At 69.3% G+C, this 18,771-nt stretch carries 18 protein-coding genes; 9 read left to right on the plus strand and 9 right to left on the minus strand.

The window, feature by feature from the left end; all coding sequences use genetic code 11:
• Positions 1-17: 17 nt before the first annotated feature.
• Complete coding sequence (ychF, locus tag HSO01S_RS08645) at positions 18-1,091, minus strand: redox-regulated ATPase YchF (protein WP_066040771.1); 1,074 nt, start codon at positions 1,089-1,091, stop codon at positions 18-20.
• 228 nt (positions 1,092-1,319) lie between these two features.
• Positions 1,320-2,819, minus strand: coding sequence for a CoA-acylating methylmalonate-semialdehyde dehydrogenase (locus tag HSO01S_RS08650; protein ID WP_066040425.1), 1,500 nt, complete (start codon positions 2,817-2,819; stop codon positions 1,320-1,322).
• A 126-nt stretch (positions 2,820-2,945) separates the two neighbouring features.
• Here HSO01S_RS08650 and HSO01S_RS08655 point away from each other — a divergent pair, with 126 nt between their 5' ends.
• Positions 2,946-4,583, plus strand: a complete 1,638-nt coding sequence (locus HSO01S_RS08655; RefSeq protein WP_157078973.1) for a DNA recombination protein RmuC — start codon at positions 2,946-2,948, stop codon at positions 4,581-4,583.
• Positions 4,584-4,714: 131 nt separating this feature from the next.
• On the opposite strand, the gene glpX is transcribed toward HSO01S_RS08655, so the two are convergent.
• A complete protein-coding gene (glpX, locus tag HSO01S_RS08660) occupies positions 4,715-5,698 on the minus strand; it encodes a class II fructose-bisphosphatase (protein WP_066040427.1) in 984 nt (327 codons plus the stop codon).
• Between the two features lie 152 nt (positions 5,699-5,850).
• On the opposite strand from glpX, the gene fbaA reads away from it, so the two are divergent.
• The gene (gene fbaA / locus HSO01S_RS08665) at positions 5,851-6,876 is read left to right on the plus strand and encodes a class II fructose-bisphosphate aldolase (protein ID WP_066040429.1); all 1,026 of its coding nucleotides are present in this window, start codon (positions 5,851-5,853) and stop codon (positions 6,874-6,876) included.
• 52 nt (positions 6,877-6,928) lie between these two features.
• On the plus strand, positions 6,929-7,558 hold the full coding sequence (locus tag HSO01S_RS08670; protein WP_066040430.1) for a DUF6264 family protein: 630 nt from the start codon (positions 6,929-6,931) through the stop codon (positions 7,556-7,558).
• A gap of 140 nt (positions 7,559-7,698) precedes the next feature.
• Here HSO01S_RS08670 and HSO01S_RS08675 read toward each other — a convergent pair whose 3' ends face one another.
• Positions 7,699-8,733: a 4-hydroxy-3-methylbut-2-enyl diphosphate reductase gene (locus HSO01S_RS08675; protein WP_066040773.1), complete on the minus strand. Its 1,035-nt coding sequence runs from the start codon at positions 8,731-8,733 to the stop codon at positions 7,699-7,701.
• An 82-nt stretch (positions 8,734-8,815) separates the two neighbouring features.
• Between HSO01S_RS08675 and xseA the strand changes: the two genes are divergently transcribed.
• From xseA to HSO01S_RS08700, 5 genes are all read left to right on the plus strand, one after another.
• On the plus strand, positions 8,816-10,066 hold the full coding sequence (gene xseA, locus HSO01S_RS08680; protein ID WP_066040431.1) for an exodeoxyribonuclease VII large subunit: 1,251 nt from the start codon (positions 8,816-8,818) through the stop codon (positions 10,064-10,066).
• Positions 10,067-10,075: 9 nt separating this feature from the next.
• Positions 10,076-10,303: an exodeoxyribonuclease VII small subunit gene (locus HSO01S_RS08685; protein WP_066040432.1), complete on the plus strand. Its 228-nt coding sequence runs from the start codon at positions 10,076-10,078 to the stop codon at positions 10,301-10,303.
• 8 nt (positions 10,304-10,311) lie between these two features.
• Positions 10,312-11,010 carry a DUF4245 domain-containing protein gene (locus HSO01S_RS08690; RefSeq protein ID WP_084361483.1) on the plus strand — a complete coding sequence of 233 codons (699 nt, stop codon included), beginning with the start codon at positions 10,312-10,314 and terminating at the stop codon, positions 11,008-11,010.
• Positions 11,007-11,741, plus strand: a complete 735-nt coding sequence (locus HSO01S_RS08695; protein WP_084361484.1) for a carbonic anhydrase — start codon at positions 11,007-11,009, stop codon at positions 11,739-11,741. Before HSO01S_RS08690 ends, HSO01S_RS08695 begins: the two co-directional genes overlap by 4 nt.
• Positions 11,742-11,852: 111 nt before the next feature.
• Entirely contained in the window at positions 11,853-13,268 is a 1,416-nt protein-coding gene (locus HSO01S_RS08700; RefSeq protein WP_084361485.1) for a class II fumarate hydratase, read from the plus strand.
• 164 nt (positions 13,269-13,432) lie between these two features.
• Here the strand turns inward: HSO01S_RS08700 and HSO01S_RS08705 are convergent, their stop codons facing one another.
• The 3 genes from HSO01S_RS08705 to HSO01S_RS08715 all read right to left on the minus strand — a co-directional run bounded on the left by HSO01S_RS08705 (position 13,433) and on the right by HSO01S_RS08715 (position 16,583).
• Positions 13,433-13,930, minus strand: coding sequence for a prepilin peptidase (locus tag HSO01S_RS08705; protein ID WP_066040433.1), 498 nt, complete (start codon positions 13,928-13,930; stop codon positions 13,433-13,435).
• Positions 13,931-14,039: 109 nt separating this feature from the next.
• Entirely contained in the window at positions 14,040-15,413 is a 1,374-nt protein-coding gene (phoH2, locus tag HSO01S_RS08710) for an RNA 5'-3' helicase PhoH2 (protein ID WP_066040435.1), read from the minus strand.
• Positions 15,414-15,797: 384 nt separating this feature from the next.
• The gene (locus HSO01S_RS08715; protein WP_245635942.1) at positions 15,798-16,583 is read right to left on the minus strand and encodes an isoprenyl transferase; all 786 of its coding nucleotides are present in this window, start codon (positions 16,581-16,583) and stop codon (positions 15,798-15,800) included.
• A gap of 83 nt (positions 16,584-16,666) precedes the next feature.
• On the opposite strand from HSO01S_RS08715, the gene trhA reads away from it, so the two are divergent.
• Positions 16,667-17,476, plus strand: a complete 810-nt coding sequence (trhA, locus tag HSO01S_RS08720) for a PAQR family membrane homeostasis protein TrhA (protein WP_084361486.1) — start codon at positions 16,667-16,669, stop codon at positions 17,474-17,476.
• Between the two features lie 32 nt (positions 17,477-17,508).
• Here trhA and HSO01S_RS08725 read toward each other — a convergent pair whose 3' ends face one another.
• The gene (locus HSO01S_RS08725) at positions 17,509-17,802 is read right to left on the minus strand and encodes a hypothetical protein (RefSeq protein ID WP_066040439.1); all 294 of its coding nucleotides are present in this window, start codon (positions 17,800-17,802) and stop codon (positions 17,509-17,511) included.
• Positions 17,799-18,725, minus strand: coding sequence for a mycothiol conjugate amidase Mca (gene mca, locus HSO01S_RS08730; protein WP_066040441.1), 927 nt, complete (start codon positions 18,723-18,725; stop codon positions 17,799-17,801). The genes HSO01S_RS08725 and mca overlap by 4 nt, the downstream gene beginning before the upstream one ends.
• Between the last annotated feature and the right edge of the window lie 46 nt (positions 18,726-18,771).

Raw genomic sequence — 18,771 nt, forward strand, 5'->3', positions numbered from 1 at the left:
GACGGCGGAGCCGCTCCCTAGTTGTTGAAGCGGAACTCGACGACGTCGCCGTCTTGCATGACGTAGTCCTTGCCCTCGATGCGCGCCTTGCCCTTCGCCCGGGCCTCGGCGATCGAACCGGTCTCGACCAGGTCGTCGAACGAGATGATCTCGGCCTTGATGAAGCCCTTCTGGAAGTCGGTGTGGATCACACCGGCCGCCTGCGGAGCGGTCCAGCCTTTGCCGATCGTCCAGGCGCGCGACTCCTTGGGGCCGGCGGTGAGGTAGGTCTGCAGGCCCAGCGTGTCGAAGCCGATCCGGGCGAGCTGGTCCAGGCCGCTCTCCTCCTGGCCGGTCGAGGCGAGCAGCTCGGCCGCATCCTCGGGATCGAGGTCGATCAGCTCGGACTCGAGCTTGGCGTCGAGGAAGATCACCTTCGCGGGCGCCACGAGTGCGGCCAGCGCATCTTTGCGTGAGGCGTCGTTCAGGATCTCCTCGTCGACGTTGAAGACGTAGATGAAGGGCTTCGAGGTCAGCAGGCCCAGCTCGCGGATCGGCTCGAGGTCGATCGACGAGGTGGAGAGCGGCTTGCCCGTGTCGAGGTAGGCGCGCGCCTCCTGGGCGGCCTTCAGCACCGACGGGTCGAGCTTCTTTCCGCGGACCTCTTTCTCGTACCGCGCCTCGGCCTTCTCGAGGGTCTGGAGGTCTGCGAGCACGAGCTCGGTGTTGATGGTCTCCATGTCGCTCGCGGCGTCGACCTTGCCGTCGACGTGCACGACGTCCGGGTCGGTGAACCCGCGGATGACCTGGGCGATCGCATCCGCCTCACGGATGTTCGCGAGGAACTTGTTGCCGAGCCCCTCGCCCTCGCTCGCACCCTTCACGATGCCGGCGATGTCGACGAACGAGACCGGGGCGGGCAGGATCTTCTCGCTGCCGAAGATCTCGGCCAGGGCGGTCAGCCGCGCATCCGGGAGGTTCACCACGCCCACGTTCGGCTCGATGGTGGCGAACGGGTAGTTCGCCGCCAGGACCTGGTTCTTGGTGAGGGCGTTGAACAGGGTGGACTTGCCCACATTGGGGAGTCCGACGATCGCGATAGTAAGAGCCACGGTCGTCAATCTTACGGGGCGTACCCGGTGCGCTCCTCCGGGGCCCGCCCACCCTCGCTTCACCCCAATCCCACTCCGCCTCCACCTCCCCCTTCATCTCCACCCCTACCTCCGCCGAGAAGTCAGTTTCACGTCCAAAACGCGCGACTTTGACGTGAAAGTGACTTCTCGGCGGGCGAGGCGGGGCGGGAGGGATGGGGCGGGGCGGGGCGAGGCGAGGAACTAGGGCTAGTTCTGGGGGAACCCGAGGTTGATGCCACCGTGCGACGGGTCGAGCCAGCGCGAGGTGATGGCCTTCTCCTGCGTGAAGAACCGGAACCCGGCGAGCCCGTAGGCCTTCGAGTCACCGAAGATCGAATCCTTCACCCCGCCGAACGAGTGGTACGCCACCGGCACGGGGATCGGCACGTTGATGCCGATCATGCCGACCTCGACCTCGTTCTGGAAGCGGCGGGCCGCTCCCCCGTCGTTGGTGAAGATCGCCGTGCCGTTGCCGTAGGCGCCGTTGTTGATCAAGTCGACGCCTTCCTCGTAGGAGTGCACCCGCACGACCGAGAGCACCGGGCCGAAGATCTCGTCGAGGTAGACCTTGCTCGTCGTCGGCACCTGGTCGATCAGGGTCGGGCCGAGCCAGAAGCCCTCGGCAGCGCCGTCGACCTCGATGCCGCGGCCGTCGACGACTACCGTCGCGCCGTCGGCCGTGGCCACGTCGATGTACGAGGCGACCTTGTCGCGGTGCTGCTCGGTGACCAGCGGCCCCATGTCGCAGGAGCGACGGCCGTCGCCGATCTTCAGCGTCTCCATGCGCTGCTGGATCTTCGCCACCAGCTCGTCCGCGATCGTGTCGACCGCGACCAGCACCGAGATCGCCATGCAGCGCTCGCCCGCCGATCCGAAGCCGGCGTTGATGGCGGCGTCGGCCGCGAGGTCGAGGTCGGCATCCGGCAGCACCAGCATGTGGTTCTTCGCGCCGCCGAGGGCCTGCACCCGCTTGCCGTTCTTCGCCGCGGTCTCGTAGATGTAGTGCGCGATCGGCGTCGACCCGACGAATGAGATGCTCTTGACGTCCTTGTGGTTCAGCAGGCCGTCGACGGCCTCCTTGTCACCGTGCAGCACGTTGAACACGCCGTCCGGCAGCCCGGCCTCCTTGAAGAGCGCGGCGAGCCAGTTGGCGGCCGACGGATCTTTCTCGGAGGGCTTCAGCACGACGGTGTTGCCGGCCGCGATCGCGATCGGGAAGAACCACATCGGCACCATGGCCGGGAAGTTGAAGGGGCTGATGATGCCCACCACACCGAGCGGCTGCTTGGTCGAGTAGACGTCGACGCCGGTCGAGACGTTCTCGGAGTACTCGCCCTTGAGCAGGTGCGGGAACCCGGTCGCCAGCTCGACGACCTCGAGGCCGCGGGTGATCTCGCCCGCCGCATCCGACAGCACCTTGCCGTGCTCGGAGGTGAGGATCTCGGCCAGCTCGCCCTTCTTCGCGTTCAGCAGCTCGCGGAACGAGAACATCACCTGCTGGCGCTTGGTGATGCTGGTGTCGCGCCAGGCGGGGAAGGCGGCCTTCGCGGCGGCGACCGCGGCGTCGATCTCGGCCTGATCGGCCAGCGCGACGTTCTTCGTCTGCTGCCCGAGGGCGGGGTCGAAGACGGGGGACGTACGCCCGCTCGTCGAGACGAGCTCTGCGCCGTCGACCCAGTGGTTCACTACCGGAAGTGCCTCTGACATGGTTTCTGACCTCGTTGTTTCGGACGGTGTTTCCGCTCAGCCTAGATGCTCCCACCGACGTCCGCCCGGGGCGGGCGCGCCGCCCCCGCTCCCACCGGTGTCGGAGGCCGATGTCACACTGTCAGCATGGATGCACTGCTCCCCCTCCTCATCGGCCTGCTGCTCGGTCTCGCCCTCGGTGTCGCGGGCGGCTGGCTGCTCGCCCGCAGCCGGCGAACGGAAGCGGCGGCCGCGGCCGACCCGGCCCTCGAGACCGCGCTGGCCGAGCGCAGCGCCGACCTCGGCGAGGTGCGGCAGCGGGTCGAAGAGCTGATCGACGAGCGGGCGGGCCTGCAGAGCCGGATCGCGGCTCTGGATGCGACGGCGACCGCCCTGCGCGAGCAGGCGGCATCCACCGTCGAGGGGCACCGGGATCAGCTCGTGCTGGCCCGCGAGCAGGCGGAGGCGCAGGCCGCCGCCCATCGCGAACAGCTCGCCTTCGCCCAGGAGCAGGCGCGCGAGCGCCTGGTGCAGCAGGATGCGCAGTACAAGGCGCAGATCGCGGCCCTCGAAGAGCGGCTCACCGACTTCCAGCGCCGGCTGAAGGAGATCCAGGATGCGGAGGCCACCCGGGTCGAAGAAGACAGCAAGGTGCTCGTCGCGCTCAGCCCCGTGCAGGAGAGCCTGAAGGCGGTCCAGGCGAAGGTCGTCGAGCTCGAGGCCCAGCGCCAGCAGCAGTACGGCGAGCTCAGCCAGCAGCTGAAGTCGGCCACGGAGTCCGAGGAACGGCTGCGGAGCACCGCCGAGTCGCTCGCCTCGGCCTTGCGCTCGAACAGCACCCGTGGCGTCTGGGGCGAGACCCAGCTGCGGAGCGTGGTGGAGGCCGCCGGACTCATCGAGCGGGTCGACTTCGACGTGCAGACGAGCATCGTCACCGACTCGGGTGCGGGCCGGCCGGACATGGTCGTGCACCTGCCGGGCGGCAAGAACATCGCCGTCGACGCCAAGGTGCCGTTCGACGCGTACCTCGAGGCATCGGCGATCCCGGCGTCGGCGACGGGCCTCGACGGCGACCGCCGCACGCAGTTGATGAAGAAGCACGTCTCCGCGCTCCGGGCCCACATCACCGCCCTCGGCACGAAGGGGTACTGGAACGGGCTCGAGGCCTCCCCCGAGCTCGTCGTCGCGTTCATCCCGAGCGAGTCGCTGGTCTCGAGCGCGCTCGAGGCCGACCCGTCGATCATGGAGTTCGCCTTCGGCAAGCGGGTGGCGCTGGCCTCCCCCGTGACCCTGTGGTCGGTGCTGAAGACGGTCGCCTTCAGCTGGCAGCAGGACGTGCTGACCCAGGAGGCCCGGCAGCTCTTCGACCTGAGCCAGCAGCTGTACACGCGGCTCGGCAAGACCGCCTCGCACATCGAGAAGCTGGGGCGCACGATCGATCGCACGGTGAAGGACTACAACTCCTTCATCGGATCGTTCGAGCGTCAGGTGTTCCCGACGGCGCGGAAGCTGGGGGCGCTCTCGAGCGAGTCGCTCTTCCCCGAGCTCGCCGCGATCGACGAGACGCCGCGCGAGATCACGGGCCGCGAGCTGCTGGCCGAGCTGGAGTCGGCGGGCGACGACGACGTGCGCACCGCCGAGGTCGAGCGCACGATCGCCGAGCTCGATGCGTTGCGCCACTCGACCGAGCTGCGCGACGCCGAGTTCCTCGACCACGAGAAGGCCCGGGTCATCGAGCTCGACATCGACCTCGACGGCGACGAGCCCGCCTCGGGCACGCGCTAGGGCGCATCCTCCCCGCGGGCCCCTGACCCCACTCACGCCGAGAAGTCAGAAAGACGTCCAAACCCTGGATTTTGGACGTCTTTCTGACTTCTCGGTGAGTGCGGTGCGGTGCGCGCCCTCGCGTTATGGGGCTAGAGCCACTTCTCCATGAGGTGGTCCGCCTCGATGCGGCGGATCGTGCCCGAGTGCGACCGCAGCACGATCGACTCGGTGCGGATGATCGGGCCCAGGCGCTTGACTCCCGCCACGAGTCCGCCGTCGGTCACGCCCGTCGCCACGAAGAACGTGTTGTCGCCGCGCACCAGGTCGTCGGCGCCGTAGATCTTGTCGAGGTCGAGCCCGGCGTCGATGCCCTTCTGGCGCTCCTCGTCGTCCTTCGGTGCGAGCCGGGTCTGGATGAACCCGCCCAGTGCCTTGATGGCGCAGGCCGTGGCGACGCCCTCGGGGCTGCCGCCGATCCCGACGCACATGTCGATGCGGGTGCCGTACCGGGCGGCGTTGATGCCACCGGCCACGTCCCCGTCGAGCAGCATCCGCGTGCCGGCGCCGGCGGCCCGGATGTCCTCGACCAGCTGGCGGTGCCGGGGTCGGTCGAGCACGGCCACGCGGATGTCGCCGACATCCTTGCCCTTCGCCGCAGCCAGGGCGCGGATGTTGTCGCCGATCGGGCGGTCGATGTCGATCACGCCGATGCCGTCCGCATCCGTCACGATCTTGTTCATGTAGAACACGCTCGACGCGTCGAGCATCGTGCCGCGGTCGGAGGCGGCCAACATCGAGATCGCGTTCTGGCGGCCCGCAGCGGTGAGCGAGGTGCCGTCGATCGGGTCGACCGCGATGTCGCAGGACGGGCCGCGGCCGGTGCCGACGTGCTCGCCGTTGTAGAGCATCGGCGCCTCATCCTTCTCGCCCTCGCCGATCACGATCACGCCGGCGAAGTCGACCGTGCCGAGGAAGGCGCGCATCGCATCCACGGCGGCCCCGTCGGCGGCGTTCTTGTCGCCCTTGCCGATGAACGGCTGCGCCCGGATGGCGGCCGCTTCGGTGGCCCGGACGAGCTCCATCGCCAGGTTGCGGTCGGGGTTCTCATAGAGGGGGGCGCGTTCCGCATTCATGACATTCGTCCTTCCGAGACGGTCGAGGGGCCGTTCTCCAGCCTATCGGGGGGCCGTCGTAACGGTCAGCGGCGGTTCATGCGCGCTGGCTAGACTCGGAACCGAACGGCACAGGCCGGCGCACCGCGGGAGCGCCCACCAAAGGAGATGACATGCCCATTGCAACACCGGACCAGTATGCAGAGATGCTCGACAAGGCCAAGGCGGGCGGATTCGCCTACCCCGCGGTCAACGTGTCGTCGTCGCAGACGCTCAACGCGGTTCTGCAGGGCCTGACCGAGGCCGGTTCGGACGGGATCATCCAGGTCACCACCGGTGGCGCCGACTACTTCGCCGGCCAGACCGTCAAGGCCCGCGCCACCGGCGCCCTCGCCTTCGCGGCCTTCGCCCACGAGGTCGCCAAGAGCTACCCCATCACCGTGGCCCTGCACACCGACCACTGCCCGAAGAACGCGCTAGACGACTTCGTCCTGCCCCTGATCGCCGCCTCCGAGGAGGAGGTCAAGGCCGGTCGCGAGCCGATCTTCCAGTCGCACATGTGGGACGGCTCGGCCGTGCCGCTCGACGAGAACCTCGACATCGCCGTCGACATCCTCAAGCGCATGAAGGCGATCAACGCGATCCTCGAGGTCGAGATCGGCGTCGTCGGCGGCGAGGAGGACGGCGTCGCCCACGAGATCAACGAGCACCTCTACACGACCCTGGATGACGCCACGAAGACCGTCGAGGCCCTCGGTCTCGGCGAGAACGGCCGCTACATGGCCGCGCTGACCTTCGGCAACGTGCACGGCGTGTACAAGCCGGGCAACGTGAAGCTGCGCCCCGAGCTGCTGGGCGAGATCCAGGCGGGCCTGTCCGAGAAGTTCGGTCACGGCCCCAAGCCGCTCGACCTGGTCTTCCATGGCGGATCGGGTTCGACCGACGCCGAGATCTCGGAGGCCGTCGCGAACGGCGTCGTCAAGATGAACATCGACACCGACACCCAGTACGCGTTCACGCGCGACGTGGCCGGCTGGATGTTCTCGAACTACGACGGCGTGATGAAGGTCGACGGCGAGGTCGGCAACAAGAAGGTCTACGACCCCCGCGCCTGGGGCAAGAGCGCCGAAACGGCGATGGCCGCCCGCGTCATCGAGGCCACGCAGCAGCTCGGCTCGACCGGCCACTCGGGGAAGTGACGCTCATCCTGACCGCCACCGCCCCCTCAGCCCCGAGCATCCGGAGCCGCCCGTGAGCGACGAACGCCCGAAGCCGAAGTACGGAGAGCTCGCGCCCGAGGGGTGGAGCTGGACGCCGCCGAAGGACCCCGCGGCCGAGGAGGCGGAGGCGGGTGCTGGTGCGGGTATGCCCGGCACCGGCACCACCGCCTCGGGCAAGGGCGCTTCGGCCACGGGTGCCTCGACCCCCGCCAAGGCACCCCGGCAGGCCGCCGCGCGGCAGCCCACGCCCCCGCCGCCGTACAACCCGGCGGCTGCGGCGATGCCGGACCGGAAGCGCGGCGACATGATCGCCACCTTCCTGCTGCTCGCGGCCGGCGTGATCTCGACCACCAACACGGTCGTCAGCATGCTTCAGCTGCCCGCGGTGATGCAGCAGGTGATGGACATCTACAAGATCGACGGCGCCTACGCCGGCACCTCGACCGCGCAGACCGCCGGTTCGGTGGGGGCAGCGCTGCTGGTGCTGATCTTCGCGCTCACGGTGTACATCTCGGTGCGGCGACTGAGGGTCAACAAGTTGACCTTCTTCGTGCCGTTGATCGGCGCGGTGCTGAGCTTCGCGGTGTCGACCGCGTGCATCGCGATCGCGTTCTTCGCCGACCCGGCGCTCGTGCAGGGGTTCTCCACCCTCCCGAGCTAGCTCCCCGGGGCGTGCGCCCACCTCGTCGAGAAGTCACTTTCACGTCCAAGACGCCATGTTTAGACGTAAAAGTGACTTCTCGGCGTTGAAGGGGTGGGGCGGGCCGAGTGGATGGCGCGAGCGGGGTGGATGCGCGCGGGTCAGGCGCGGTGGCGGCCGCCGAGCGCCCGCGTGTCCTTCTTGCCCTGGGTGTCGCGACGCAGCTCCTTGGGGAGCGAGAACACGAGGTCCTCCTCCGCCGTCTGCACGGTCTCGATGTCGCCGTAGCCGGCGCCCGCGAGGTCGTCGAGCAGCTCCTGCACGAGAATCTCCGGCACCGAGGCGCCCGAGGTCACGCCGACCGTCTCGACGCCGTCGAGCCACTCCTGCTTGACCTCGTGCGCGTAGTCGACCCGGTAAGCGGCCTTCGCGCCGTACTCCAGCGCGACCTCGACGAGGCGCACCGAGTTCGACGAGTTCGCCGACCCCACGACGATCACCAGATCGGCGCCCTGCGCGACCTTCTTGATGGCGACCTGACGGTTCTGGGTGGCGTAGCAGATGTCGTCCGAGGGCGGATCCTGGAGGTTCGGGAAGCGTTCGCGGAGGCGGCGCACCGTCTCCATGGTCTCGTCGACCGAGAGCGTCGTCTGCGAGAGCCAGACCACCTTGTCCGGATCTTTGACCTCGATGTCGGCCACGGCCTCCGGGCTGCCGACGAGCGTGATGTGCTCGGGAGCCTCGCCCGCCGTGCCCTCGACCTCTTCGTGGCCCTCGTGGCCGATCAGCAGGATCTCGAAGTCGTCCCGCGCGAAGCGCACGGCCTCGCGGTGCACCTTGGTGACCAGCGGGCAGGTGGCGTCGATGGCCTGGAGGCCTCGGTCGGCCGCGCCCTGCACGACCGCGGGCGAGACGCCGTGGGCCGAGAAGACGACGTGCGAGCCCTCGGGCACCTCGTCGACCTCGTCGACGAAGATGGCGCCGCGCTTCTCGAGCGTGGTGACGACGTGCACGTTGTGCACGATCTGCTTGCGCACGTAGACGGGAGCGCCGAAGTTCTCCAGCGCCTTCTCGACCGCGACGACGGCGCGATCGACTCCTGCACAGTAGCCACGGGGGGCGGCCAGCAGCACACGCTTGTGCCCGGCCACCGGGTTATCCTTTAGCCTGTTGCGGACGCCGGGAATCCTCGGCATCGGCAGGCTGATGGTCGTCGCAGTGCTCACTCTTACCATTCTACGTCGACTGAACTGGGCGAAGGCCTGAAGGAGAGTAACCGTGACCGACGCCCCGGCCTTCGTCTCCGGCCCGCCCACGGTCGACAACCCCTGGCCCGTCGGCGAATTGGCCCAGAAGGTGCGCGCCTATATCGCGCGTCTGGGCACCGCATGGGTCGAGGGCGAGATCACGCAGTGGGGCGTGTCGGGCGGCAACGTCTACGGCAAGCTCAAAGACCTCACCGGCGACGCGACCATCAGCTTCACGATCTGGTCGTCGGTCAAGGCGAAGCTCCCCGCCGACCTGAAACAGGGCGACCGTGTGATCGCGCTGATCAAACCGGACTACTGGGTGCGCGGCGGCAGCCTCACGATGCAGGTGTTCGAGATGCGGCACGTCGGGCTCGGCGACCTGCTCGAACGGCTCGAGCGGCTCCGTGCCCAGCTCGCCTCCGAGGGCCTCTTCGACGCCGGCCGCAAGAAGACGCTCCCCTTCCTGCCGGGTGTCGTCGGCCTCATCACGGGCAAAGACAGCGACGCCGAGAAAGACGTGCTGCGGAACGCGCAGCTGCGCTGGCCCTCGGTGCGCTTCACGGTCGTGCACGCCGCCGTGCAGGGCGACCGCACGGCGCGCGAGGTCGTCGCGGCCATCCAGCGGCTCGACGCCGACCCCGAGGTCGAGGTGATCATCGTCGCCCGCGGTGGCGGCGACTTCCAGAACCTGCTCGGCTTCAGCGACGAGGCCGTCGTGCGGGCCGCCGCCGCCTCGGCGACGCCGATCGTGAGCGCGATCGGGCACGAGGCCGACAGCCCGCTGCTCGACCTCGTCGCCGATCTGCGCGCCTCCACGCCGACGGATGCCGCCAAGCGCGTGGTCCCAGACGTCACGGAGGAGCTGAACCGGGTCGACCAGGCCCGCACGCGCATCCGGAGTCGCGTCTCGGGTCTCGTCTCGGTGGAGGTCGACCGGCTGGGCCAGATCCGGAGCCGTCCGGCGCTGTCGACGCCGGGGTGGATCATCGACAGCCGGTCGGAGGAGCTGACCCGCTTCGTCGCCCGCGGCGAAGAACTCGTCACCCGGGTGCTCGAGCGTGAGACGAACACGCTCCGCGAGCTCTCCGGTCACCTCCGCGCGCTCTCGCCGCAGCGCACGCTCGATCGCGGCTACGCGATCGTTCAGGATGCGGTGGGTCGCGGGATCGTGCGCGCCGCGTCCGACGCCCCCGACGGCGCCTCCCTCACCGTGACCCTGGCCGAGGGCACCATCGGCGCTCTCTCCACAGGCGCCTCCGTCCCACCCCGCGATCGCTAGGATTGAGCCATGGCCGCAACGCCCTCCACCCCCTCCTCCGACCTCCAGTCGCTGAGCTATGAAGAGGCCAGGGACGAGCTCATCCGCGTCGTCGGCGAGCTCGAGCAGGGGGCTCCGACCCTCGAGCAGTCGCTCGCCCTCTGGGAGCGCGGCGAGGCGCTCGCCTCCCGCTGCGAGGAGTGGCTGATCGGCGCGCGCGCCCGGCTCGACGCGGCGCGCAGCACGGCGGGCGAGTAGGTATCCGGATGGCGAAAACAGCAGAACCGCGGGTCGTCGCAGAGCTCGGCCGCCCCGAGACCCCGGAGGAGACCGCGGCGCGGAAGGCCGAGCAGTCGCGCCTGTACCGCGACCGCAAGACCCTCCGCAACCTGCTCTACGCGCTCCTGGTCTCGGTCGCGCTGGTCGCGGCCATCATCTTCCTGGTCCCCCGATCGCAGGAGTCGATGCTGCCCGACATCGACTACCGGCAGGTGGCCGTGGCCGCGCAGCCGTCGATGCCGGTGCCGCTGGCGGTCCCCGAGCTGCCGGAGGGGTGGACCTCGAACGCGGCGGAGCTCCGCACGGCGACGAGCGACCAGGTCGTCTCCTGGTACATCGGGCTGATCTCGCCCGCGAAGCAGTTCGTCGGAGTCACCCAGGCGATCGACGCGAACCCCACCTGGGTCTCCGATCAGGTGGCCCGCGGCCTCGCGTCGGGCGTCACCACCATCGGCGGGGTGGAGTGGACGATCTATGACAACCGCGACCGTGGGTCGGACGGCGTCGGAAACGCCCGGTACGCCCTGACCGCCGAGTCCGGAGCGACCACGTACATCGTCTTCGGCAGCGGGGGGCCTGACGACGTCGACACGGTCGCCGCCGCCATCGCCCAGAACGTCCTCGCCCAGCCGACCTCGCTCGACCCGCCGACCTCACTCGACCAGCCGGAGGCTGTGACACCATGACCGACCTCGCCGAAGACCAGGCCGAAGCCACGACCCCGGCCCGCGTGTGGGCCACCATGCAGCGCGGCAACGAGAGGTTCGTCGCGGGCACGCCGAAGCATCCGCGTCAGGATGTGGAGACCCGCACGGAGCTCGCCCACCTGCAGACGCCGCGCGCCGCGCTGTTCGGCTGCAGCGACTCGCGCCTCGCGGCCGAGATCATCTTCGACCTGGGGCTCGGCGACCTGTTCGTGGTGCGGAACGCGGGTCAGGTCATCTCCGAGTCGGTGCTCGGCAGCCTCGAGTACGCGGTCGAGGTGCTCGGCGTCGCGCTGATCGTCGTGCTCGGCCACGACGAGTGCGGTGCGGTGCGGGCGGCGATCGACTCGCAGCTGCCGGATGCGGCTCCGCTCCCCCGACACATCCAGAGCCTGGTCGACCAGATCGTGCCCGCTATCGAGAAGGTTCCCGCCGAGCGGGCCGAGGACGGCTCGCTGCTCTCGGCGCCGGACGCCGGCGACGTCGGGCGGGCCCATCTGCGCGATACCGTCGGCGAGCTGCTGATGGAGTCCGAGATCATCACCCAGGCGGTCGCGGAGGGTAGATTGGCGGTGGTCGGAGCCAACTACCGCCTCGCCGAAGGCCGAGCCGTGGCGGATGTCGCGATCGGCGAGATCGGGGACATCTCCGAGCTCGACGAGGTCGGCGAGATCGAGATCGAAATCGAGACCGGCGAAGCCCGAGAGCTCTAGCCCGGCGGATCCGCCGGTCCGCGCTCCGGCGCCGGCCCCGCCGTATCCGTCACCGACCACAGAACCACGCCGGCCCTCACTCGGCCGGCACAACGAAAGGACGACCACACAGTGGTGGAGAACTCCCAGGACACCGAGTACCGCATCGAGCACGACACGATGGGCGAGGTGCGGGTGCCCGCGTCGGCGCTGTACGGTGCTCAGACGCAGCGCGCGGTCGAGAACTTCCCGGTGTCGGGCGCGGTGCTCGAGTCGGCCCAGATCGCTGCCCTCGCACGGATCAAGAAGGCCGCCGCCATCGCGAACGCCCGCCTCGGCGTGCTCGACCAGGCCATCGCGGACGCGATCGCGGCCGCCGCCGACAAGGTGATCACGGGCGAGTACGACGGCGACTTCCCGATCGACGTGTACCAGACCGGCAGCGGCACCTCGTCGAACATGAACATGAACGAGGTTCTCTCGAGCCTGGCCTCGACCGCGCTCGGTTCGCACGTGCATCCGAACGACCACGTCAACGCCTCGCAGTCCTCGAACGACGTCTTCCCCACCTCGGTGCACGTCGCCGTGACGAACGCGCTGATCCACGACCTGATCCCCTCGCTCGAGCACCTCGCCGAGGCGCTCGAGGAGAAGGCCGAGCTCTGGGCCACCGCGGTGAAGTCCGGCCGCACGCACCTGATGGATGCGACGCCCGTCACCCTCGGCCAGGAGTTCGGCGGGTACGCGATGCAGATCCGTCTCGGCATCGAGCGCGTGCAGTCGGCGCTCCCCCGCGTGGCCGAGGTGCCGCTCGGCGGCACGGCGGTCGGCACCGGCATCAACACGCCGGCCGGCTTCCCTCAGCTGGTCATCTCGATCCTGGCGGACGAGACCGGGCTGCCGATCACCGAGGCCCGCAACCACTTCGAGGCCCAGGGCGCGCGCGACTCGCTCGTCGAGGCCTCGGGCGCGCTCCGCGTGCTGGCGGTCAGCCTCACCAAGATCTGCAACGACCTGCGCTGGATGGGGTCGGGCCCGAACACGGGCATCGGCGAACTGCACATCCCCGACCTGCAGCCGGGGTCGTCGATCATGCCCGGGAAGGTCAACCCGGTCATCCCGGAGGCCGTGCTCCAGGTGTGCTCGCGGGTCATCGGCAACGACGCGTCGATCGCGTGGGCCGGCGCCTCGGGTGCGTTCGAGCTGAACGTCGCCATCCCGGTGATGGGCACGGCGCTGCTGGAGTCGATCCGCCTGCTGTCGAACTCGTCGGTGCTGCTGGCCGACAAGACCGTCGCCGGCCTCGAGGCGAACCTCGAGCGGGCGCGTGCGCTGGCCGAGTCGTCCCCCTCGATCGTCACGCCGCTCAACCGCATCATCGGCTACGAGGCGGCGGCGAAGATCGCGAAGCACTCGGTGGCCAGAGGCATCACCGTGCGCGAGGCCGTCATCGACCTCGGCTTCGTCGACCGCGGCGAGGTCACCCTCGAGCAGCTCGACTCGGCGCTCGACGTGCTCTCGATGACCCGCCCCCCGGCGGCCAAGTAGCCCCTCCGGCCCTCCCCCTCCCGGCCCCGACTGGTCCACCTACGGCGGACCGATCGGGCCGGTCCGAGCCCGACACCAACGACGGAGTCTCGACGCCCCTGCGGCGTGAGGCTCCGTCGTTCGTCGTTTCCGGCCCGTTCCTCCGTCGTTCCCGTTGGGGCGGCTCACGGGGGCAGACAGGTGAGGATGGCGAACCAGAAGGCCGCGAGCATCGGCGGCCCGAGCGGGATGCGCACGGCCGCCGTCGCCCGCTCCTCCGTCGAGCGCCCCGCACCGCTGAGTACCGCGGCGACCCCGGCGGCGGCGAGGACGCCGGTCGTGCCGCACCACAGGATCGGCGCTCGCGCATCCGTCAGTGACGACGCCCCCGCCAAGAGGACGGCGAGCTTCACGTCTCCCATCCCGAGCATCCCGGCCGCCCAGGCACCACCCGCGACGGCCGCCGCACCCGCAGAGGCCGCCAATGCCGCTGCCCCGGCTGCAGACCCTGGCGGGGCTCGGAGGGTCACGGCGAGCACGGAACAGGCCAGGAGGCCCAGGCCTGGTACGACGTAAGCATTCGGAAGGCGCAGCCGGCGCGCATCCGTCAGGGCGAGCGGCACGCTCACAGCCGCGAGGTACGCCAGGAGCAGCAGCACCCACGGCTCGGTGACGATCGACATGCACCGAGGCTAGGAACCCCGACGCGACGACGGGCCGCAGCCGCCACATCTGTGGACGACCGCGGCCCGCCGGGCCTCTGTGCAGAACGCAGAGAAGGAGGCGAATCCCCTACGCCAGCTCGTTCGACTCCAGCATCTCGGTCACGAGCGCCGCGATCGCCGAGCGCTCCGACCGGGTCAGCGTGATGTGCCCGAACAGCGAGTGCCCCTTCAGCGTCTCGATCACCGAGGCGACGCCGTCGTGCCGGCCGACCCGCAGATTGTCGCGCTGGGCCACGTCGTGGGTCAGCACCACCCGCGAGTTCTGGCCGATCCGCGACAGCACCGTGAGCAGCACGTTGCGCTCGAGCGACTGCGCCTCGTCGACGATCACGAAGGCGTCGTGCAGCGAACGCCCGCGGATGTGTGTGAGCGGCAGCACCTCGAGGATCCCGCGGTCCAGCACCTCGTCGAGCACGTTCTGCGACACCAGCGAGCCGAGCGTGTCGAAGACCGCCTGCGCCCAGGGGTTCATCTTCTCGCCGGCGTCACCGGGCAGGAAGCCGAGCTCCTGGCCGCCGACCGCGTACAGCGGGCGGAACACCATGATCTTCTTGTGCTGCTGCTTCTCGAGCACCGCTTCGAGACCGGCACACAGGGCCAGAGCGGACTTCCCCGTACCGGCTCGACCCCCCAGCGACACGATCCCGACCTCGGGGTCGAGCAGCATGTCGATCGCCACGCGCTGCTCGGCCGAGCGGCCGTGCAACCCGAAGACGTCGCGGTCGCCGCGGACGAGCTGGAACGAGTCCCGCCCGGTCACCCGGCCGAGCGCCGAACCGCGGTCCGAGTGGATGACCAGACCGGTGTTGATCGGCATGTCGCGCACCAGCGGCGTGCTGAGGCGCTCGTCGTCGTAGAGGCGGGACATCGCATCCGACCCGAGCGTGATCTCGTCGAGCCCGGTCCAGCCGGAGTCGACCGCGAGCTCGGCACGGTATTCCTCGGCCGCGAGGCCGATCGACGCCGCCTTCACCCGGAGCGGCAGATCCTTCGACACGACGGTGACGTTCAGGCCGTCGTTCGCGAGGTTCTGGGCCACGGCCAGGATGCGGGTGTCGTTGTCGCCGAGCTGGAGACCGGACGGGAGCACCGAGGTGTTGGAGTGGTTCAGCTCGACACGGAGGCTTCCCCCCTCCGTGCCGACCGCGATCGGGAAGTCGAGCCGCTCGTGCTTGATCCGCAGCTCGTCGAGGTTGCGGAGCGCCTGGCGGGCGAAGTAGCCGATCTCCGGATCGTTGCGCTTGGATTCCAGCTCGGTGATCACGATCACCGGGAGCACGACCGCGTGTTCGGCGAACCTGAAGATCGCCTTCGGGTCGGACAGAAGAACCGAGGTGTCCAGTACGTAGGTCACCTCGGCCGTCGAGCTCGAATCGGTCGTGCGGGTGGTGCTTCGTGCATCCTCTCCGGTGCTGCGTGTGCCACTGGGCTTCTGAGTCATGGGCTCGGCCACATCCACTCCAACCCCGAGCGCGAGGCGCTCGGATCAGTAGGCGATCGGGCCACAGTGGAGAATGTCGAAACGTACTTATGTGGCCGTCTCGATCAGGCGCCATGCCTGATGAGATCAAGCTACGACCGATGCGGCGGTAGTGGGTTACGACACGCATCACAGTTGATTAACGCTGTGTTACACGGGTGTAATTTGCTGCCGGGATGCGCGTGCTTCGCGCGCGTATCCCGGGCTGCGCCGGTCCCTGCCCGGCGCAGCGCGACATGTTCGCGTGCGGTCGCTGGCGCGGCCGCGCGCTCACCTTGGGTCGTCGGGTACGGCCTGCAGGTTTCGCTGCTCGCTGCGCGTTTCGGGGAGGGAAGAGGGTCGCCTTCAACTTCCGAAGCGTCTTTGGCGGCGGGAGTAGTCGCGGAGGGCACGCAGGAAGTCGACCTCGCGGACGTCGGGGCCCAGGGCCTCCATGAAGTAGAACTCGCTGTGCGCGCTCTGCCAGAGCATGAAGTCCGAGAGGCGCTGCTCGCCTGAGGTGCGGATGACCAGGTCCGGGTCGGGCTGCCCGCCGGTGTAGAGGTGCTCGGCGATCAGGTCCTGGTCGATAGCCGCCTCGAGCTCGTCCAGGCCGTGGCCGAGACCGCGGTGCTTCTGGATGATGCTGCGCACCGCATCCGCGATCTCCGAACGCCCGCCGTACCCGACCGCGAGGTTCACGTGCAGGCCCTTGTGGCCGATGGTGTGCTCCTCGGCGGTCTCCAGCGCCGCGACGAGCGGCTCGGGGAGCCCCGCGTTCGTGCCGACGTGCTTGACCCGCCAGTCACGGAAGCGCGAGATGTCGTCGGCGAGCTCGGCGATGATCTCGATCAGCTCGGTCAGCTCCTCGCCGGACCGGTTCGAGAGGTTGTCGGTCGACAGCAGGTAGAGCGTCACCACCTCGATGCCGAGGTCGTCGCACCAGATCAGGAACTCGAGGATCTTCGCCGCTCCTGCCCGGTGACCGTGGGCGGCCGTGCCGAGCGAGCGCTGCTTGGCCCAGCGCCGGTTGCCGTCGAGGATCATCGCCACGTGCTTGGGCAGCACCGCCTCGTCGAGGTGTTTGCGGATGCGTCGCTGGTAGAGCCGGTAGAGAAGGCCTTTCCCGACCTGGGGCTGGCGTGTGGGCACACGCATACGTTACCCGCTCGAACGGGCCGCTGCCGGTGCCCGCTCCCAGGCACGCCGACGACCCCGGGGCGTAGTCTTGGCGCATGGCCGCACCCGAGCATCCGACCCCCCGTCCCGGCCCCGACACCCGCGCGAGCCAGCTCGCCGGCGAACCCCGACGGGCAGCGGATGCGCGACCCGACACGGTCGACGACGGCGGCCCCGAGCTCCCCCGCATCCCCCTTCTCGACGACGCGCTCGAGCACCCGGCCGAGGTCAAGCCCACCTGGCGCGGCTGGATCCACGCGGGCACCTTCCCGTTCACGATCGTCGCCGGGATCGTGCTGATCTGCGTCGCGGAGGGCGCTGCCGCCAAGTGGGCGAGCGCGGTGTTCACGCTGACCTCGATGCTGCTGTTCGGCAACTCGGCGCTCTACCACCGCTTCAACTGGCAGCCGAAGGCGAAGCTGCTGCTGAAGCGCATCGACCACGCCAACATCTTCCTGCTGATCGCCGGCACCTACACGCCGATCGCCCTGCTCGCGCTCCCATCCGAGAAGGGCGTGCTGCTGCTCAGCCTGGTCTGGGCGGGAGCCCTGCTCGGCATCGGCTTCCGGGTGTTCTGGATCCACGCGCCCCGCTGGCTCTACGTGCTCCTGTACCTCGCGCTCGGCTGGGCCGCGGTGATGTATCTGGTCGACATCTTCAACGCCAACCCGGCTTCGATGGTGCTCGTCGCTGTGGGCGGGCTCGCTTACACGCTCGGGGCGGTCGCGTACGGGCTGAAGCGGCCGAACCCGTTCCCGGGGAAGTTCGGGTTCCACGAGATCTTCCACACGCTGACGGTCGTGGCGTTCGTCTGCCACTGGACCGCGATCCTGCTGCTGGCGATCAACCCGCCGTTCAACGGCTGAGGGTGCCGGGAGGCGCCTGACGACGCCCGGCGCTACTCGGGCTTCTTCTCTGTGGTCCCGTTCGGACGCTCGGCATCCGAACCCGTCGCATCCTGAGCCGCCTGCGCCGCCAGCTCGGCCTCGAGCTCCTCGCGCACCTGCGCCCGGTAGTTCACCCGGCGCACGCGGCGCACCATGTCGATGATCAGGAACAGCGTGATCAGCGCGATGCCGAAGGTCGCCACGAAGCCGATGATGCCGGGAGTGACGGTGTCGGGATCAGGCGTGGTCACGTCGGCGAGCACGGTGACGACCGAGGTCGCCACGAGAGTGGGCAGAGCGATCATCGCTGGTCACCCGCGTCGTCGGAGACTCCGTCGAACAGATCGGTCTCCGGCGACAGCACCTCGATGCGCGCACGGGCGAGCTCGAAGTCCTCGTACGGCCAGGCGCGCTTCTGCAGATCGTTCGGCCAGAAGAAGAACGGGTGGTCGGGTGCGACCTGGCTCGCGTGCGCCCGGAGCGCCGCATCCCGCACGTCGAAGAAGTCGACCGCCGGGATGCTGACCAGCACCGGTACCGGAGCGGGGACGTCGGACGACGAACCGGCGGCCTCGGCGGCGCTCGCCTCGGCGGCAGCCCGCTCGTTCATCCGCTCACGGATCTCGCCGAGCTGCTTGAGCACCGGGCTCTCAGGCTCCTCGGCGGTGAGCAGTTCGAAGACGGCCTCGAACTTGGCAGGGTTCATGATGCGGTCGTAGTAGAGCTTCGACACCGCCCAGGCAGGCCCCGTCTCCGGGTAGGCCTCGGGGTCGGCGGCGGCCTCGTAGGCGAAGGCGGAGATCTCGTGGCAGCGGATGTGATCCGGATGCGGGTAGCCGCCCTGCTCGTCATAGGTCACCAGCACCTGCGGCTTGAACTCGCGGATGAGCTTGACCAGCGGAGCCGCTGAGGTCTCGACGGGGATGGCCCCGAAGGAGTTGACCGGCAGCGGGTCGCCCGAGCCGGGCTCGATCCAACCCGAGTCGGCGTAACCGAGCCACCGGTGCTCGAAGCCGACCGCGGCCTGCGCGGCCGCCATCTCGACCCGGCGGAGGCCTGCCATGTCACGCTCGGCCCAGATCTTCGGCTCGAGGGCCTCGTTGAGGATCGAACCGCGCTCGCCCCCGGTGCAGCTGACCACCATCACCTCGACGCCGCGGTCGAGGTAGTAGGCGTAGGTGGCCGCGCCCTTGCTGGACTCGTCGTCGGGATGGGCGTGCACGGCCATGAGGCGCAGGGTCAGCGGTCTCAACTCCTCGAGATTGCAATTAGCC

This window comes from Herbiconiux solani NBRC 106740 (assembly GCF_001571005.1).
In the GTDB taxonomy this organism is placed as follows: domain Bacteria; phylum Actinomycetota; class Actinomycetes; order Actinomycetales; family Microbacteriaceae; genus Herbiconiux; species Herbiconiux solani.

Bases quoted from the DNA above. Each gene is read 5' to 3' on its own strand.
- HSO01S_RS08650 (WP_066040425.1), bottom strand. From the start codon at position 2,819: ATGTCAGAGGCACTTCCGGTAGTGAACCACTGGGTCGACGGCGCAGAG.
- HSO01S_RS08655 (WP_157078973.1), top strand. From the start codon at position 2,946: ATGGATGCACTGCTCCCCCTCCTCATCGGCCTGCTGCTCGGTCTCGCC.
- glpX (WP_066040427.1), bottom strand. From the start codon at position 5,698: ATGAATGCGGAACGCGCCCCCCTCTATGAGAACCCCGACCGCAACCTG.
- fbaA (WP_066040429.1), top strand. From the start codon at position 5,851: ATGCCCATTGCAACACCGGACCAGTATGCAGAGATGCTCGACAAGGCC.
- HSO01S_RS08675 (WP_066040773.1), bottom strand. From the start codon at position 8,733: ATGCCGAGGATTCCCGGCGTCCGCAACAGGCTAAAGGATAACCCGGTG.
- HSO01S_RS08685 (WP_066040432.1), top strand. From the start codon at position 10,076: ATGGCCGCAACGCCCTCCACCCCCTCCTCCGACCTCCAGTCGCTGAGC.
- HSO01S_RS08690 (WP_084361483.1), top strand. From the start codon at position 10,312: ATGGCGAAAACAGCAGAACCGCGGGTCGTCGCAGAGCTCGGCCGCCCC.
- HSO01S_RS08695 (WP_084361484.1), top strand. From the start codon at position 11,007: ATGACCGACCTCGCCGAAGACCAGGCCGAAGCCACGACCCCGGCCCGC.
- HSO01S_RS08705 (WP_066040433.1), bottom strand. From the start codon at position 13,930: ATGTCGATCGTCACCGAGCCGTGGGTGCTGCTGCTCCTGGCGTACCTC.
- phoH2 (WP_066040435.1), bottom strand. From the start codon at position 15,413: ATGACTCAGAAGCCCAGTGGCACACGCAGCACCGGAGAGGATGCACGA.
- trhA (WP_084361486.1), top strand. From the start codon at position 16,667: ATGGCCGCACCCGAGCATCCGACCCCCCGTCCCGGCCCCGACACCCGC.
- HSO01S_RS08725 (WP_066040439.1), bottom strand. From the start codon at position 17,802: ATGATCGCTCTGCCCACTCTCGTGGCGACCTCGGTCGTCACCGTGCTC.
- mca (WP_066040441.1), bottom strand. From the start codon at position 18,725: ATGGCCGTGCACGCCCATCCCGACGACGAGTCCAGCAAGGGCGCGGCC.